The 15,703-nt window shown below is 55.4% G+C and carries 17 protein-coding genes; 9 read left to right on the top strand and 8 right to left on the bottom strand.

The genetic code is table 11. The features are described from left to right. Nucleotides 1-180: 180 nt before the first annotated feature. Nucleotides 181-675: a DUF4168 domain-containing protein gene (locus FJM65_RS08610; RefSeq protein ID WP_140621109.1), complete on the top strand. Its 495-nt coding sequence runs from the start codon at nt 181-183 to the stop codon at nt 673-675. Nucleotides 676-761: 86 nt separating this feature from the next. Here FJM65_RS08610 and FJM65_RS08605 read toward each other — a convergent pair whose 3' ends face one another. Next, nucleotides 762-1,298 (bottom strand): YceI family protein, encoded by a 537-nt coding sequence (locus FJM65_RS08605; protein ID WP_140621108.1) that lies wholly within the window; start codon nt 1,296-1,298, stop codon nt 762-764. 241 nt (nt 1,299-1,539) lie between these two features. On the opposite strand from FJM65_RS08605, the gene FJM65_RS08600 reads away from it, so the two are divergent. Next, nucleotides 1,540-2,511 (top strand): aldo/keto reductase, encoded by a 972-nt coding sequence (locus tag FJM65_RS08600; RefSeq protein ID WP_140621107.1) that lies wholly within the window; start codon nt 1,540-1,542, stop codon nt 2,509-2,511. A 116-nt stretch (nt 2,512-2,627) separates the two neighbouring features. Continuing rightward, a complete protein-coding gene (locus tag FJM65_RS08595) occupies nt 2,628-3,122 on the top strand; it encodes a GNAT family N-acetyltransferase (RefSeq protein ID WP_239022887.1) in 495 nt (164 codons plus the stop codon). A gap of 666 nt (nt 3,123-3,788) precedes the next feature. On the opposite strand, the gene FJM65_RS08590 is transcribed toward FJM65_RS08595, so the two are convergent. Further along, entirely contained in the window at nt 3,789-5,039 is a 1,251-nt protein-coding gene (locus FJM65_RS08590; protein WP_140621106.1) for a multidrug effflux MFS transporter, read from the bottom strand. A 134-nt stretch (nt 5,040-5,173) separates the two neighbouring features. Between FJM65_RS08590 and FJM65_RS08585 the strand changes: the two genes are divergently transcribed. Then, nucleotides 5,174-5,413 carry a DUF3820 family protein gene (locus FJM65_RS08585; protein WP_140621105.1) on the top strand — a complete coding sequence of 80 codons (240 nt, stop codon included), beginning with the start codon at nt 5,174-5,176 and terminating at the stop codon, nt 5,411-5,413. A gap of 8 nt (nt 5,414-5,421) precedes the next feature. Here the strand turns inward: FJM65_RS08585 and FJM65_RS08580 are convergent, their stop codons facing one another. Further along, on the bottom strand, nt 5,422-5,988 hold the full coding sequence (locus tag FJM65_RS08580; RefSeq protein WP_140621104.1) for a pseudouridine synthase: 567 nt from the start codon (nt 5,986-5,988) through the stop codon (nt 5,422-5,424). Between the two features lie 317 nt (nt 5,989-6,305). Between FJM65_RS08580 and FJM65_RS08575 the strand changes: the two genes are divergently transcribed. Genes FJM65_RS08575 through FJM65_RS08565 form a run of 3 tightly spaced genes read left to right on the top strand, consistent with a single transcriptional unit; the run spans nt 6,306 to nt 7,983 of the window. Further along, nucleotides 6,306-7,007 carry a carboxypeptidase-like regulatory domain-containing protein gene (locus FJM65_RS08575; RefSeq protein ID WP_239022886.1) on the top strand — a complete coding sequence of 234 codons (702 nt, stop codon included), beginning with the start codon at nt 6,306-6,308 and terminating at the stop codon, nt 7,005-7,007. Between the two features lie 9 nt (nt 7,008-7,016). Continuing rightward, nucleotides 7,017-7,301, top strand: coding sequence for a GNAT family N-acetyltransferase (locus FJM65_RS08570; protein WP_140621103.1), 285 nt, complete (start codon nt 7,017-7,019; stop codon nt 7,299-7,301). A gap of 10 nt (nt 7,302-7,311) precedes the next feature. Beyond that, complete coding sequence (locus FJM65_RS08565; RefSeq protein WP_140621102.1) at nt 7,312-7,983, top strand: outer membrane beta-barrel protein; 672 nt, start codon at nt 7,312-7,314, stop codon at nt 7,981-7,983. Nucleotides 7,984-8,246: 263 nt separating this feature from the next. On the opposite strand, the gene gnd is transcribed toward FJM65_RS08565, so the two are convergent. Together gnd and FJM65_RS08555 are read right to left on the bottom strand one after the other, a co-directional pair. Further along, entirely contained in the window at nt 8,247-9,146 is a 900-nt protein-coding gene (gnd, locus tag FJM65_RS08560) for a phosphogluconate dehydrogenase (NAD(+)-dependent, decarboxylating) (RefSeq protein WP_140621101.1), read from the bottom strand. 59 nt (nt 9,147-9,205) lie between these two features. Then, nucleotides 9,206-10,729: a gluconokinase gene (locus tag FJM65_RS08555; RefSeq protein WP_140621100.1), complete on the bottom strand. Its 1,524-nt coding sequence runs from the start codon at nt 10,727-10,729 to the stop codon at nt 9,206-9,208. A gap of 357 nt (nt 10,730-11,086) precedes the next feature. Here FJM65_RS08555 and FJM65_RS08550 point away from each other — a divergent pair, with 357 nt between their 5' ends. After that, nucleotides 11,087-11,494, top strand: a complete 408-nt coding sequence (locus FJM65_RS08550; RefSeq protein WP_140621099.1) for a hypothetical protein — start codon at nt 11,087-11,089, stop codon at nt 11,492-11,494. 55 nt (nt 11,495-11,549) lie between these two features. On the opposite strand, the gene FJM65_RS08545 is transcribed toward FJM65_RS08550, so the two are convergent. Further along, nucleotides 11,550-12,050 (bottom strand): META domain-containing protein, encoded by a 501-nt coding sequence (locus FJM65_RS08545; RefSeq protein ID WP_181163679.1) that lies wholly within the window; start codon nt 12,048-12,050, stop codon nt 11,550-11,552. 129 nt (nt 12,051-12,179) lie between these two features. Beyond that, complete coding sequence (locus tag FJM65_RS08540) at nt 12,180-13,079, bottom strand: hypothetical protein (RefSeq protein WP_140621097.1); 900 nt, start codon at nt 13,077-13,079, stop codon at nt 12,180-12,182. Between the two features lie 178 nt (nt 13,080-13,257). Between FJM65_RS08540 and FJM65_RS08535 the strand changes: the two genes are divergently transcribed. Next, on the top strand, nt 13,258-14,295 hold the full coding sequence (locus tag FJM65_RS08535) for an alkaline phosphatase D family protein (protein WP_140621096.1): 1,038 nt from the start codon (nt 13,258-13,260) through the stop codon (nt 14,293-14,295). 64 nt (nt 14,296-14,359) lie between these two features. Here FJM65_RS08535 and FJM65_RS08530 read toward each other — a convergent pair whose 3' ends face one another. Continuing rightward, the gene (locus tag FJM65_RS08530) at nt 14,360-15,703 is read right to left on the bottom strand and encodes an amidohydrolase family protein (RefSeq protein ID WP_140621095.1); all 1,344 of its coding nucleotides are present in this window, start codon (nt 15,701-15,703) and stop codon (nt 14,360-14,362) included.

The raw sequence follows: 15,703 nt of genomic DNA, 5'->3' as shown, positions 1-15,703 counted from the left end.
GGGTTCCTCGCCCTAAAATTTGCCTTTGCCACAAAAAAAGCCTATATTTAGTCTCACGGGATTTACACACGGGCCCGAGTAGGCCCTCGCAGCTTCTCTTTTGCCTCTTCTATCAAACCTGGAGGCGGAGCGGCACATCCCTCAGAAAAATTATTTTTAACCCAATCCAAAAATCCAGTTATGGTATTCAAGAAGACAGGGACCATTGCAGCCGCACTTCTGGTGGCATCAGTTTACTTCGGCAACACCGCCTATGCCCAAGAGGCTACTCCAAACGCAACCGCTCAGGCAGCATCCGACCAAGAGTTTACCGACCAGGAACTACAAAGCTTTGTGGCGGCAAACACGGCCGTTACCGAGTTACAGAAGGCAAGCCGCGACACCATGGTTGCCGTGATAGAAGGACACAGCCTGACGCTTGAGCGCTTTAACGAACTGGCCAAGGCGCACCGTGCCCAAAAGCTGGACGAGGTGGCCGAGAACCCCGAGGAAATTGCGTCTTTTAGCGAGGCAGCGCAGGAGGTTGTAAAAATACAGCCGGAAACCCGCGAAAAGGTGCAGCAGGCGATTGAGGAGCAGGGCCTGACAAAAGAAAAGTATGACGCCATGATGAAAGCCTACCGCGAGGACCCGGAGGTACAGAAGCAGATCAGAAAAATCGTGGCGCAGAAGTAAGAGCTGCACAGCTTATACCTACAGAAAGCCCCGGCCGCATACGGCCGGGGCTTTCTGTAGGTATAAGCTGTGGCTGATTCAGGTCCTTAGCCCTGCTTTACCAGCTGTATCTCGCAGTTTAGCTTTATCTCATCGCTTACCACCACGCTGCCGGCCTCGGTTACGGCATTCCAGGTAAGGCCAAAGTCTTTGCGGTTTATTTTGCCGGTAACGGTAAAACCGGCTTTGGTTTGCCCGTAAGGGTCTACCACCACGCCACCAAACTCCACATTCACGGTAACAGGCTTTGTCGTGCCCCTGATGGTCAGGTCGCCGTGCAGTTTATACTCGTCATCGCCTACCTTCTCAAAATTCTTGCCCTCATACTTCACCTGCTCGTGGTTGGCCGCATCAAAAAAGTCCGCCGACTTCAGGTGGGTGTCGCGCTGCTCGTTGTTGGTGCTGATGGAGTCCACGTCAGCTGTAAACAGGATCTGGGAGGCTTCGGTGAAATCGTCGTCTTCTGTCTCCACTTCCACATTAAACTTGCCGAAATAGCCCGTCACGGTGGAGATCATCAGGTGCTTCACCTTAAACTGCACTTCGCTGTGCGTGGGGTCTGTTAGCCATTTTGTCTTTGCCATACTTGTTGTTTTTTGTAGTTATCGGATAAATTAAATTCCTTGGGTGATAGGGAATTAGACTTAACGAGCCGGAGCATATATCGTTCTGCGCACTCAGCCTCACCTAATTCCTGTGTACATACATACAATCGTAAGCGCATTTTGTTTCCACTACGCCTTCTTTTCGCTGGCAGGCCTAACCAGGGGCACATTTTTTCCTGCTTTTTCGTACCTTAGGCATCTACCAAACTAAACCATACTTATGCAATACAGACGATTTGGCCGCACAGGCTGGAACATAAGCGAAGTGGGCTACGGTATGTGGGGCATGGCCGGCTGGACAGAGTCGGATGACCGGCAGTCGGAGCAGTCTTTGGACCTGGCCGTGGAGCGCGGATGCAACTTTTTCGATACCGCCTGGGGCTACGGCAAAGGCCATAGCGAGGAGCTGCTGGGCCAGCTACTCAAGCGCCACGCAGACAAGAGGCTGTATGTGGCTACCAAAATCCCGCCGAAGAACTTTACATGGCCCTCCAAACCGGAGTTTAAGCTGGAGGATGTTTTTCCGGCCAGCCACATAGTAGAGTACACCGAGAAAAGCCTGAAGAACCTGGGCGTGGAAACGATAGACCTGCAGCAGTTCCATGTGTGGGAAGACAGTTGGGCCGAGCACGAGGAGTGGCAGCGCGCTGTGGAAAAGCTGAAAGCCGACGGCAAGATACAGCACATGGGCATCAGCGTGAACCGCTGGGAGCCGGAAAACGTGCTGAAAACGCTGCAGACCGGCCATATCAGCGCCGTGCAGGTTATCTACAACATCTTCGACCAGGCGCCGGAGGATGAGCTGTTCCCGCTCTGTGAGAAGCTGGACATCGGCATCATCGCCCGCGTACCGTTTGACGAAGGCACCCTGACCGGCAACCTCACCAAAGACACCACTTTTCCGGAAGGCGACTGGCGCAACACGTACTTTGTGCCGGAAAACCTGAACAGCAGCGTGGACCACGCCGACGCGCTAAAACCGCTGGTGCCGCAAGGTATGACGATGGCCGAGATGGCGCTGCGCTTTATCCTGAGCAACCCGCAGATCAGCACCACCATACCGGGCATGCGCAAAGCCAACCACGTAGAGGCCAACCTGGCCAGCAGCGACGGCAAAGGCCTGCCCCAGGAGCTGGTGCAGGAGCTAAAAGGCCACCGCTGGGACCGCCAGCCGACCGAGTGGTCGCAGTAAATAAAGCATACCTGCAGCAGAAAGTATGGCGCCAGCACCCGTTTGCGCCCTGCCGCAAAGTATAAACAGAGCCGCTGCCCGAACCGCAGCGGCTTTTTTGTGCTCATAGGTGGCCAATGAATGCTATCTTTGTGGTGTTACCTTTTGACGAAATATCCTGCATGAGCCTTACCAAGATCAGCAAAGCTTTTGACGAGCTTACCCCACACGAGATGTATGAGATGCTGCGCCTGCGCAGCGAGGTGTTTGTGGTGGAGCAGACCTGCGTGTTCCTGGACATGGACAACAAAGACCAGAAGTGCCAGCACATTCTGCTTTATAAGGATGATGAGCTGGAGGCTACGGCACGCCTGGTGCCGCCCGGCCTCTCCTACCCCGATGCCATGTCTATCGGCCGCATCGTGACAAGTATGGCGGTGCGCGGCACAGGCATGGGCAAGGTTCTGGTGGATTACTCTATTGCGGAATGCTACCGCCTCTACGGCCACGGCCCGATTAAAATCGGTGCGCAAGTATACGCTAAAGGCTTTTACAAGAGTTTCGGCTTTCTGCAGTCGGGCCCGGTGTACGACGAGGACGGCATCGACCATATTGAGATGACGAAGGCGTAGGGACTTTTAGCAACTTGTGCAGCTATTATCACTCTCTATCGGGATAGGGATAGGCAACTTGAAGTGGCTTCTGCTGTTCTGCATTTGTCATGGCCTAAGCTGAAAGCCCTCGTGCATTTCGTTGCGTCCTCTTCTGTCTTTTATACTTTAGCCACAAATTTCCATGGCGCAAGCGTCCGCTTGTGCCGCTATTAGCCACTGTTTCCTGCAACTTGAACCAAGCTATCTTTTCTAGCCTCCGTTCATCCTAAGATTTACGAAGGCTGCTGTTTCACCTCATACTTGGCTCCCTCCGAGGCCGGGAGGCCTCGTCCTCGGGCATCGCGCTCTCTACATTTCCTTTGCTCCTGCGTCGCAATTTCGCTAAAGCGAAACCAGAAATCTAGAAGGCGCTCAACCCAAGGACTGGGATCAGTTTTTGATAGCCCCGGCTGACAGAGCTTGAACCGAACTCCCCTCCTTAGTAGGGGTGGTTGGGCCCGGTGCCGCGGAATTCCCCTCCTCTGGACTACCGAGAACGGGAGTTCGAAGGTAGCGAGCGTAGCTCTAAGGGGTGGGTTTACTTTGCCCGAAATCAAAAAGGCACAAGTGGACAAACCTCCAGCCTCCGGCAATTAGGCCAACTGGACCTACTACGGTTAAGGCAGTAATTATAAAGAACTTCCCCTAATGCTCCTGCCCTGTCGAAACCAGCACGGAAGTATCCTCCTCCACCGAGCGGCGACTGGCACGGAAGCGGATGGTGCGTTTGCCTAGCAGCAGAATCACTAGCCCTGTTACAGCACAGGCGGCCATCACGCTCACCATGGGCAAGGTAGTGCCCGTGTGCAGTACACTCACCATCGCCGACATCAAACCGCCCATCGCCATCCTGAAACTGCCCAGCAAAGCAGCGGCGCTACCCGTGTTTTTGGTAAACGGTGCCAGCGACAGTGCCGTGGAGTTGGGGTTCAGCAGGCCCTGGCCCGTCAGGAAGATAAAGAGCAGCACGATAAGCGCAATCTTTCCGAACCAGCCATAGTACGTGCCCACCACCAGCAGTAGCCCCACCGCCACCTGGTAATACAGCGTAAAGTTGATCACCTGCTCGCTCTTAAACCTGTTCAGGATAAAGTGGTTGAGCTGCGTAGAGCCGATCATGGCGAAGGCCAACAGGGCAAAAATCCACCCATACTCCTGCTCGCTTACATGGTAGATGTTCATGAACACATCCGAGGAGCCAGCAATGTAGGCAAAGGGCGCTGCCGTGGCGATACCCCCCGCCAGCGCGTAAAGCAGAAACTGCTCCTGCTTCAGCACCGTGATAAAGTTCTTCAGCACCGGCTTGGGCTTAAGCGAGATGGACGGGTCAGCGGGACGGCCCTCCGGCAGGGCAAAGTGCACGCCCAGCATAATCAGGGCTGTGATCACAGCAAGTATGATAAACACCGAGTGCCAACCAAAGGCAGCAGTAACATAGCCCCCCAGCGTCGGGGCCACCATCGGCGATACGGCAATAACAAGCGTAAGCAGCGAGAAAGCCTGAGCCGTTTTGTTCACCGGGAAAATATCGCGCACCAGGGCCTGTGCCGCCACCATGCCCACGCAGCCGCCAATGGCCTGCAGAAAACGCATCAGGATGAGCGAGTTAACAGAATCGGTGTAGGCGCAGGCCAGCGAGGTGATGATGTAGATTACCAGCCCCACATAAAGCGGGTTTTTGCGCCCAAAGCGGTCCAGCAGCGGACCGTAAAGCAGCTGCCCCACCGATATACCCACCAGGTAGGCCGTCAGCGAAAGCTGCACCTGCGCGATGGTGGTGCCCAGATCTTTTGCAATGGCCGGAAAGCCCGGCAAATACATATCAATCGAGAAGGGACTGATCGTGGCCAGCGAGCCTAGTATAAGGATGATTACAAAGTATTGTTTACGCGTCATGCGGTCGTTTTCCTATGATTTAAAGTTGCAACACAAATTCAAAACCGTTGCCTGTCTGGTAGTTTTGCAGAAGCAACAGAAGTATATAACATTATGCTTGGTGCAATGTTTCAGTTTGCCTACCTTTTCGGCTTATGAGCACCCCACACGCACAACCCACACCACACATCCTGCAGGAGCTGGTACAGCACCGCATGCCTTTTGGCAAGTATAAAGGCGCGCTTCTCTGCGATTTGCCGGTATCGTACCTGGAGTGGTTTTACAGCAAAGGCTTCCCGCCCGGCAAGCTGGGCATGCAGTTGGCCACCATCTACGAGATCAAGATAAACGGACTGGAGTACCTGCTCGCCCCACTCAGGCAAAAGCGCCCTTAAGCGCTGGCTCAGCCTAGGTCGAAGCAGCTGACCTCGCGCACCTCTCCGGCCGCCATTCCCGCTGCCCGGATGCTGCCGATGCGCACCCGCACCAGGCGAAGCGTCGGAAAGCCCACGGCGGCCGTCATTTTGCGCACCTGCCGGAATTTACCCTCTGTTAGCGTCAGCGACACCCAACTGGTGGGCCCGTGCCGCTCGTCGCGGATGCGCCGCGCCCGCTCTGGCAGTTCAGGCCCGGCCTCCAGCCTGCGCACCTGGCAGGGCTTGGTGCGGTGCCACTCTTTTTCGGTTCGGATGGTGATGCCCTCGCGCAGCTGCTGCAGCGCCTCCTCCGTCACCACCCCGTCTACCTGCGCCAGGTATTCCTTCTCCACTTTACTGCTGCGCACCGCCTCGCTCACTTTGCCGTCGGTTGTGAGCAGCAGCAGGCCCTCGCTTGCCTCGTCCAGGCGGCCAATCGCCATAGCCCCTTCCGGAAAATCATACAGCTGGCCCAGCACCTTCTTTTTGCGGCTCTCGCTTACAAACTGGCTGATAAATCCGTAGGGTTTGAAAAGGATGAAGTGGCGGTGCATGGCGTTCCGGAATTAAGAGCCTGTTTAAAATTCATACTTTGTGCTGCAAATCGCTCAAAACGGAACCTGGCATCATGTTTTTTTCGCCACATAGCGCTGCTATGCGATTCAAAAAACACTTCGCCAGAACCCATCTTGAACAATTTTCGCTTACAAAAACGAAATTTAAACAGGCTCGAAGCCTGCAAAGGTACTGGTCTAAATTATACTTGCCAAACAGGTTTCTATCCTCGGGCAGGGCAGTTATACTTTAAGGGGCCGCATCTTTTAAATCACATAAAAAACATTAACTTTATACCACCAAACAGGCTGCCCCTATGAAACTAACCCGCTGGCTTTTAATGCTGCCGCTTGCCTTGCTGGCAGCCTGCGACACCCACGACAACGACTACATCAGCAAGTACTGCCCCGGCTCCTGCACCGTTATAAAAGGCCGTGTTTCCGATGCCAACGGTGCGCCCGTGGCCGGCGCTGCCCTGCGTATAAAGTGGAGAGACTCCGGCTATTTACAGCCAAAATATACCCGCGACAAAGCCATGACCCGCACCGATGCCAACGGCAACTACGAGCTGCGCTTTTTGCTGCGCGATGACGAATTTGCGGAGGGGTATTTTGAGCTGATCACCGATTTTAAGGACGAGGGCTACCTGAGCTGCAACGAAGACAATATCTGGAGCGCCGGCTACAACCTTGCCCGCGACTCCACCATCCTGCAGAACTTCACGGTAGCGCCCGCCGCTGCGCTCCGCCTAACGGTGGATGCCGAAGAGGCTCCGCAGCGGTATGCGCGCCTCATCAGCACCATCACCTATAAGCTCGCCGCCTCAGACCCCGACAGCTGCATGCACCTGTACGACAGCCAGCACTGGGGCTTTTACGGCTATAGCGTAGCAGTGCCTGCCGGGCAGCCGGTAATTGTACGTACCGAAAAGACGCTGGCAGACGGCAGCCGCAGCAGCCAAAAAGATACGTTAGTGTTGCAGCCCGGCGAGCAGCTGGAGTATAGCCTTGACCTTTAGCTAGAGAGTATGAAGCATCAGATCATCCATGAGGAGAAGTACCAGCAGTTCACGGCCAAGATAGGAACAGAAGACGAGGAAGGCGAGCTGGCTTATGCCAAACCAAATCAGGGCGTGCTGGACCTGACGCACACGTATGTGCCGGAGGCGTACCGCGGCACCGGCCTGGCACAGGAACTGATAGAAACGGCGCTGGCCTATGCACGCCGCCACAACCTGAAGATAATCGCCACCTGTGTGGCCGTTAAAAAGCACATCGCGCAGCACCCCGAGCACCAGGACCTGCTCCACTAATTTATACTTTATGAAGCGATTTATACTTTATACTTTGCTCCTGCTCAGCTGCTTGCCGGCGCTGGCGCAAACACAGGAGGCGGCAGAAAAGCACGTGCTCGGCCTGCAGGTAGGCAACTCCTTCGTGAACGGCAGTTTTAACAAGTCTGCCTTTGAGGATGAGTACCCGGCTTTTGCCCGCGACGGGCTGTTGCTCTCAGGCACGTACCGCTATCACCTGGGCAGGTACCTGGCTGCCGGGGCCTCGGCGAGCTATCGCCACAACCGCTACAACCTCAACAACTTTGCCGAGCCGGGGGATGAGCTGGTGACAGGCAAAAGCTCCACCGCCTGGCGCTCCTGGTTTACCCTGGCCGATGCCTATCTGCTGGTGCCGGTGCACGAAGAGGTAGAAGTATATCTGCGCGGCTCGGCGGGCGCATCTTTTAACCGCAGCGCCTCCTGGCAGGTGCAGACTACTTACGGCGACATCAACATGCCGGCGGACAAGGCTACAGCGCTGGCTTTGGGCTGGGGCAGCGGCATCGGCTTTCGCGTCGCCCCTTTTTGGGTAGTCGCGGAGGCAGGCATGCTCTATACCAAGCCAAGGTTTACCGTGCCCGACACACGAGGCAATTTAATGCAGCACCGCCAGCCGATGAACACCTTTAACCTGAGCCTAGGCATACAATACAGACTGTAGCGGGAAGTAGATGGGAAAAAAATCTACAATTTTTTCTGTGCCGGCATAATATTAAAATCTACCCATACAGGCTGTAAAAGCACTTTTCCGAGTTATTTATACTTGCTCAGGCGGCAGAGGTGTAGATTTTTTCTGCATTTTTTTCAGCACAGCGCAACTTTACTTCTTTAGTGCCGTTAAAGAGTATGGCTAAAAGTTGAAAATTGATTTAAGGCCGGAGCTTCTGGAAACGGAACTCCGGCCTTATTCATTTTTACACGCTGCTACTCCGCCGACTCTACCTTGTGGCCGCCAAACTCGTTGCGCAGCGCCGCCACCACCTTTCCCGAAAATGTATCATTTTCCTGAGAGCGATACCGCATCAGCAGCGCGAGCGCGATCACCGGCGTCGCCACTTCCATGTCCAAAGCGGTTTCTACGGTCCATTTGCCCTCGCCGGAAGAGTGCATCACCCCTTTTAAGGCAGCCAGCTCCGGATCTTTGCTAAAGGCACTCTCTACGAGTTCCATCAGCCAGCTGCGCACCACCGAGCCGTGGTTCCAGACGCGGGCCACCTCTTTGTAGTTCAGGTCAAAGTCGCTCTTGTGCAGCACCTCGAAGCCTTCCGCAATGGCCTGCATCATGCCATACTCCACGCCGTTGTGCACCATCTTCACAAAATGCCCGCTTCCCGACTTGCCGGTGTACAGGTAGCCTTTTTCCACGGACACGTCCCGTAACACCTCCTCGCAAAAATCAAACGCCTCCGCGTCGCCGCCCACCATGGTGCAGGCGCCGTGGCGTGCACCGGTCAGGCCGCCGCTCGTGCCGCAGTCCAGCAAATGGATGCCCGCCTGCTTTAGCTGCACGGCCCGCGCCATGCTGTCTTTGTAGTTCGAGTTGCCACCGTCTATCACAATATCTCCCATACTTAAGTAGGGCGCCAGTTGGCGCAGCACGGCATCGGTGGGGGCACCGGCAGGCACCATCACCCACACCACCTTGCGCCCCTGCAGCTGCTGCACCAGCTCGCCTATGGTTGCTGCCGTGGCTACGCCCTCTGCCGCAATGGCTTCCATGGTCGTTTCCGAAATATCGTAAGCTACTACGTCGTGGCGGTGGTCGCGCAGGTTCAGCGCCAGGTTATAGCCCATTTTGCCCAATCCTATCAGTCCTATCTGCATGTGTGTTGTTTTTTGATGATCTATACTTGTATGGATTTCCTTGGCCGTCTTTCAGCCTGTTAAACTTGCCCCAGCTGCTCGAAGCTGCTTTTTAGTTTCGGGTAGAGCTCCTCAAAAACGGCGAACAGCTTGCCGTACACCTGCCCCCGCTCCGGGTGTGGCTCAAACGTCCTGCATACCCGAATCATACTTTCTGCCGCCTCCAGCGAGGGCAAAAGCCCCAGGGCGTACATCCCCATAATGGCTGCCCCAAAGGCCGAGCCTTCCGGCGTTTCCGTCAGCTGCACCTTTTTGCCCGTCACGTCGGCCAGCATCTGCACCCAAAGCTCCGAGAAGGCAAAGCCCCCGTTTGCGTAGATAGTGGATACCGGGCCCACCGTTTGCTCCAGCGCCTGCACCACGCTGTTCACACTGAAGATCACCCCCTCCATCACCGCCCTCAGGAAATGCGCCCGCGTGTGCGCGTAGGTAGCGCCGATAAAGCAGGCCCTGGCCGATCCGTCCCAAATAGGGGCGCGCTCGCCCAGCAGGTAGGGGAGGAACAGCAATCCCTCGGCGCCGGGCGCTATGCCCTCTGCCACCTCGTTCAGCAGCTCATACATGTCCTGGTCCTTGGCGACGGCCTCTGCTGTTTCTGTAGCGTAGAAAGCATCGCGGAACCAGCGCAAGGCCACGCCTCCGTTGTTTACGGCGCCTCCCAGCACAAAATGGTTTTCGTTCAGGATGTAGCTGAAGACACGCTCTTTTATATCGGTGGCGGGCTCGCTGGCCATGGTGCGCACGGCCCCGCTGGTGCCGATCGTCACCACGGCCTCGCCCGGGCGCACGGCATGCGAGGCCAGGTTAGCCAAACAGCCATCGCTGGCCCCTATCACAAAGGGAGTGTCGGGCGGCAGGCGCAGCAATTCGGCATCGGCAGCGCTTAACCCGCGAAAAGTATAGGTGGGAGGCACCGGCTCCGGCAGCTGTGAGGGTTTTACACCGGCCATTGCCAGGGCATCCTTGTGCCAGCTAAACTCAAATATGTTGAACAGCCCCATGGCCGAGGCAACCGAATAGTCGATTTTATATTTGCCAAACAGCCGGTACAGCACATACTCTTTAATGCCGATAAACATGGCCGCCTGGGCAAACAGCTCCGGGCGCTCTTGCCTGAGCCAGCACAGCTTGGGCAGCGGCGACATAGGATGGATGGGCGTGCCGGTTTGCAGGTAGACCTTGTGCCCCAGCGGGCTTTTTTTGATCTCATCGGCACAAACATGACTGCGGGAGTCGGCCCAAATGATGCAGCGGGTAAGGGGTTTGCCTTCAGAGTCCTGCAGAATAAGGCTGTGCATGGCGCTGCTAAAGCTCACGCCTTCTACTTTATACTTCTCCTGCTGCAGCCATGCGGCCACCGCCCCTAGCGTTGAGAGCACCGCCTGCAGCACCTGCTCCGGCTCCTGCTCCGCTTGTCCCGGCTCCTCGCTGAGGATGGGATATTCCATCACTTGCTGGTGTAGCACCGCGCCCTGCAGCCCAAAAGCTACAGCCTTGGTGCTGGTGGTGCCGATATCGATGCCAATGATGGCGCTTTGCTGCATGCCCAACGGTTTTTAGAGTTGCTTACGTAGCATCTGGCATAGGTTTACAAGTTTATTCCCGCGTAGCCCCTTATACCTGCTGCCATGAAGCTAACAATTTTTCGGGCAGTGGCCATGCCGGGTGCCAGTATGGTGGCCCGACGGCTGTGGATAATGTGTGGGAATGTAGATAAACTGTGGGTACTGGGAAAAGCTTCACAAGCTATCAACGTACAAATCAACAACTTGTACAAAGCATAGTTTACACTAGGCAGCCTAACGTGTAAAATTTGTCCACATTCACATTTCGTACATACCGATTACCTATTTTTGTAAAAGAAATCCCCCTTACACAGACAGGTAACAGACAGCAGAACGATGGTAAAGACAAACGTACACAGAGGCGAGGTAATACGTGATGCCGTAAAGGCCAGCGGCGTGGCAATTGGCGTAGTAGCCGAGAAAATGAGCATCAGCCGTAAAACGCTTTACAATAAGTTTAAAGAGTCCAGCATTCCTTACAGCTTCATCCTGAAGCTTGGCGAGGTAATTCACCACGACTTTTCACAGGATTTCCCACACCTGAGTAAAACTGTAAAAAAAGAAACTACCAAACCGCAGCCCCAGCTTAGCACCAACCTGCTCCTGCCCTTCGACAGCGAGCCACAGGAAGTTTATAAGCCAAACAACCTGCGCGATTGCGAGCAGGAGCTTGTAAACCTGCAGCGCAAATACATCAACCTGCTCGAGAAATTTAACGACCTTCTGCTGAAGACCCAGGTATAGTTGGATTGTTCCTTCTCAGTTTCGGATAAGGGGTAACAGAAGTGCCGTGCTGCCTTTACTCGGTTCTTACACTGTCCAGATCCAGGGTGCCGCTTCCACCTACCCTGTTGTCGATGCTGCGCTCCGTGCCGGACATAAACGTAGCTACTGCTTTGCCGCCGGAAAAAAGCGTTAGCACGTCGCCGGAAACCTCGTACCGGTCTACGCGGCGCAGGATGGCCATGAACTTGTTTTCCATTTCCATGTCGGGGCAGGCCATACGGGTGGTGCTGAGCTCAGAAATAGCCAGGCTTTCATCGCCGTAAGTATACGTTCCGTTAAACCTGTTGCAGCCGGTGTAGCCGTGCACGCGGCTCTTTCCTTCCTCAAACCGGATAAAGGCCGTCATGGTGCTCTGCGGCCGTTGCACCTCCTGCCCCTCCAGCGACATCAGCGTCCAGTAGGCATCCAGGATGGTGTCTTCCTCGGCGTTGGGGTTTTTGTTCTGCACCGTGCAGGCGCTCACCAATAAAATGGCCAGTAGTATGGCCGGAAGTATACGTATCCAGTTTTTCATCACACTCATGTATAAATTTCCTCCTACCACAGGAGGCTGCCTATACCTACGCAGGCTTTGGGTGAAAGTATAAAATAAAAACCGCCCATGGCTAAGCCATGGGCGGTTTTTATTTTAGATCAGCTGCTATTATGCGCGCGGCGTTTCGTTGCCGTAGCTGCTCTGGCGGGATTCGTAGCCATAGTCTGGCCCGGAAGTCTCGCCTGGCCTTCTGTAGCGGCTGCTGCGTTGGCTGTGGTCGTCGTGGTCGCTTACATAAGAGCGGTTGCTCGCATACAGGCCGGAAGCATAGTTGTCGCGGCGATCGCTGTTGCGGATCTCTCCGCTGTAGCGCATGTCCTCATCGTCGAAATGACGGTTAGAGTAGTCGCTTTGGTTTCTGCCACGGTAGTTGTTATCCTCCCGGCGCTGCGGCTGCTCGCCCCGGTCGTAGTAGGCGTCTATGCCCAGCATGTTGTAGCCATGGTCTGAGCGCCCACGGTACATTTTCCTGTCCTCATCGCGGTTATACTCGTTGTAGCGGCGTCCTTCGCCGCCGGTGCGGTAGCTGTTGTCCTGGCGGTTGTAGCCGCCCTGGCTGTAGCTCGTGCCGCGCGAGGACCCATAGGTGCCATAGTTGTCTTCGGCTCCCCAGCCGGTGCCGCGGGTACGCTCATACCCTTCGTTTTGCCTGTTGCGGCTGTTCTGCATGTATGGGTTTGGGTCTCCGTAGTGGTAATGGTCGCGGCTGCTGTCTGTGGTGCCACGGTAGCTGCTGGCATCGTAGCCCCCAACCGGCCCTCCGCTTCTATACCCGAAATTTGGGTCAGGGTTAGAGCTGCGCACGTTCTGGTAGGCCGCATTCTCGTTTTGCATGCCGTAGTAGTTGCCGTGGCGGTTGCTGTAGCGGTCTCTGTAATTCTGGAAACCGTCCCGGCGCTCGTTTTCATGGCCACTGTGCCTGCTCTGTGCGCCGCGGTTGTCCCAACGCTCTTCGTTATGTAGTTTATTATCGAACTCCCGATGGTAATTCTGGTTGTTTCTTTCCATAGTTAATCTTTTTAAGTTTCACAGATTCTATACCTATAAACGCACCGCCAACATATACGTTGGCCTTTTCTGCTTGCCTGGCCTCTTTGCCCGCTCATACTTTACGTTTGGGTGCGCTGCGCTTTTCATTCTTTCATGATCTCTGGAACGCAAGCGCGCACGGTGGTGTACAGTGTATATGAACACCAGCAACTTTAGCTTCAGGTATAAACTGCTGTTTCTCCTCGCACTGCTTCTGGTAAGGGGCACCGGCACGAGGGCGCAGCAAAAAACCGTGATTGCGTTTGGCTCCTGCAACAACCAGGACGAGCCGCAGCCGCTTTGGCCTGCCATTGTAGCCGCCGCCCCGGACCTGTGGGTTTGGCTGGGCGATAACATCTATGCCGATACCCAGAACATGGACACGCTGACACACAAGTATAACCGGCAGCTGCACCAACCCGGCTACCAGGCGCTGCTGCAAACTGCCGCCGTTACCGGCACCTGGGACGACCATGATTTCGGGTATAACGATGCCGATGCCACTTTTGCCAGAAAAGCAGAAAGCCAGCAGCTGTTCCTCGATTTTATGGGAGTGCCCGCCCAAGACCCTGTGCGGAAGCAGGAGGGCATTTACCGCAGCTATACGTTAGGCTCCGGCAAGCAAAAAATTAAAGTGCTTCTGTTGGATGGCCGCTATCACCTGGACCCGTTTAACGAGCTGTTTGGCCTGTACTTACCTAACTTTGAGGGGGATATTTTGGGAGAGGCGCAGTGGCAGTGGCTGGAAAAGGAGCTAACCAACAGCAACGCCCAGGTCCATATCATCGCCAGCGGCATGCAGGTTTTGCCGAACGGCCATGCTTACTCCAGTTGGTCAGCCTACCCCAAGGCCCGGCAGCGCCTGCTACAGCTCCTCGAAAACACGCACCCAGCCAACCCCATCCTGCTCTCCGGCGACCGGCATGTAGGCGAGTTGGCAAAAATAGAACTGGCAGGCTATAGACAACCAGTTTATGAGATTACCTCCAGCGGCATGACGCACCACCGCCAGCCCAGCAGAGGCGGCAACCGCTACCGGGTAGGCGAGCAGGTCGGGGCACTGAACTTCGGCATACTCACCATTGACTGGGCAGCCCCACAACCAACCATGACCATGCAGATACGCGGCGTGGAAAACAAGGCGCTGCTGGAGCAGAAGATCACCCTGGAAACTACTTCGGAGGCTATACAATAGGCATAAAAAAATCCGGGCTGCCCAACCTGGGCAGCCCGGATTTATACTTTGGGCAAGTATAAAATTACTTGCCTGCAGACGAAGTAGCGCCGGCTGGCGCTGGCTGCTGCTGGTGTTTATACTTGTTCTCAAACTTCTCGTAGAGGTATTTCTGCTTGTTGTTCAGGTCGATGTGGCGGCCCTGGATGTAGGCATAGGTCACGTTGTTGGTGCGCATGTCCAGAAGGTCGCCGGATGAGACAACCAGCGTGGCGTCTTTGCCAACCTCCACGGAGCCCAGCTGCTTCTCAATACCCAGGATTTTGGCTGTGTTCAGGGTAACCGACGCCAGCGCCTGCTCTTTGTCCAGGCCATAGGCAGCGGCGGTACCGGCGATGAACGGCAGGTTACGGATGCCATGAATGGCCAAGTCATAGTCCAGGGCAAACAGGATGCCTGCTTTGTGCAGAAGGTATGGCGTTTTGTAAGGCATGTCCACATCCTCCTCTGCACGCGACGGCAGCACGTGCACACCCGAGTAAATCACCGGAATGTTGTTGGCTTTCAGGAAATCGGCCACTGCCACGGCATCACGGGCACCTACCACCACCACATTTTTCACGCCATGCTTTTTAGCGAAGTTCACTCCCTCTATTATCTCTTTGCCATAGTTGGCGTGGATGTAGAGCTTCTGTGAACCGTCGAACAGCCCCGTCATAGAAGTCAGCTTCAGGTTTTTGCTGTCGTGCTTGCCGGCTTTGTAAACCGCCGCATCCCGAAACAGCTTTTCCAGCTCCAGCATTGTTTTCTCACGCTCTTCCTGCATGCGCTTCAGGCGTTCGTTGCCGCGGCTGTTGCCCGTCTCGATCAGCATGTTCGGCCAGTTCAAGTGCATGCCCTCATCCGCTTTCACAATGGCATCCTCCCAGTTCCAGGCATCCAGCTGCACCACCGACGACGTGCCGGAGATTGTGCCGCCGATTGGCGTGAGCTGTGTCATGAGCACACCGTTTGCACGCACGGTAGGGATGATATCAGAATCGGTGTTATAAGCTATGATGGAACGCACGTTCGGGTTCAGCTCGCCTACTTCTCGCCAGTCAATCGTGGCCCGCACGCTTTCTACCTCGTTCAGGCCAAGCGCTGCGTTTGGCTGGATCAGGCCCGGGTAAATGTGCTGCCCGGTCACGTCCACTACCTCGTAGCCGCTCAGGTTAGCGCCGCTCTGGGGGCCAGCATACGTAATTTTACCGTTCTCAAAGCCGACGGCAGCGTTCTCCACCACCTGGCCGTTGCCCACATGTAGGGTAGCGCCTTTCAGCAGCACCGGCTTGCTTTGCTTTGGCGCCGGGGCCGGCACCTGCGCCATTACCGGCACCGCAAAAAGCAGCGCCACCAAAGCGGATATATATCTTTTATGGATTTTCAT

This window comes from Pontibacter mangrovi (assembly GCF_006385705.1).
In the GTDB taxonomy this organism is placed as follows: domain Bacteria; phylum Bacteroidota; class Bacteroidia; order Cytophagales; family Hymenobacteraceae; genus Pontibacter; species Pontibacter mangrovi.
This window is presented reverse-complemented; position numbering and strand designations above follow the sequence as displayed.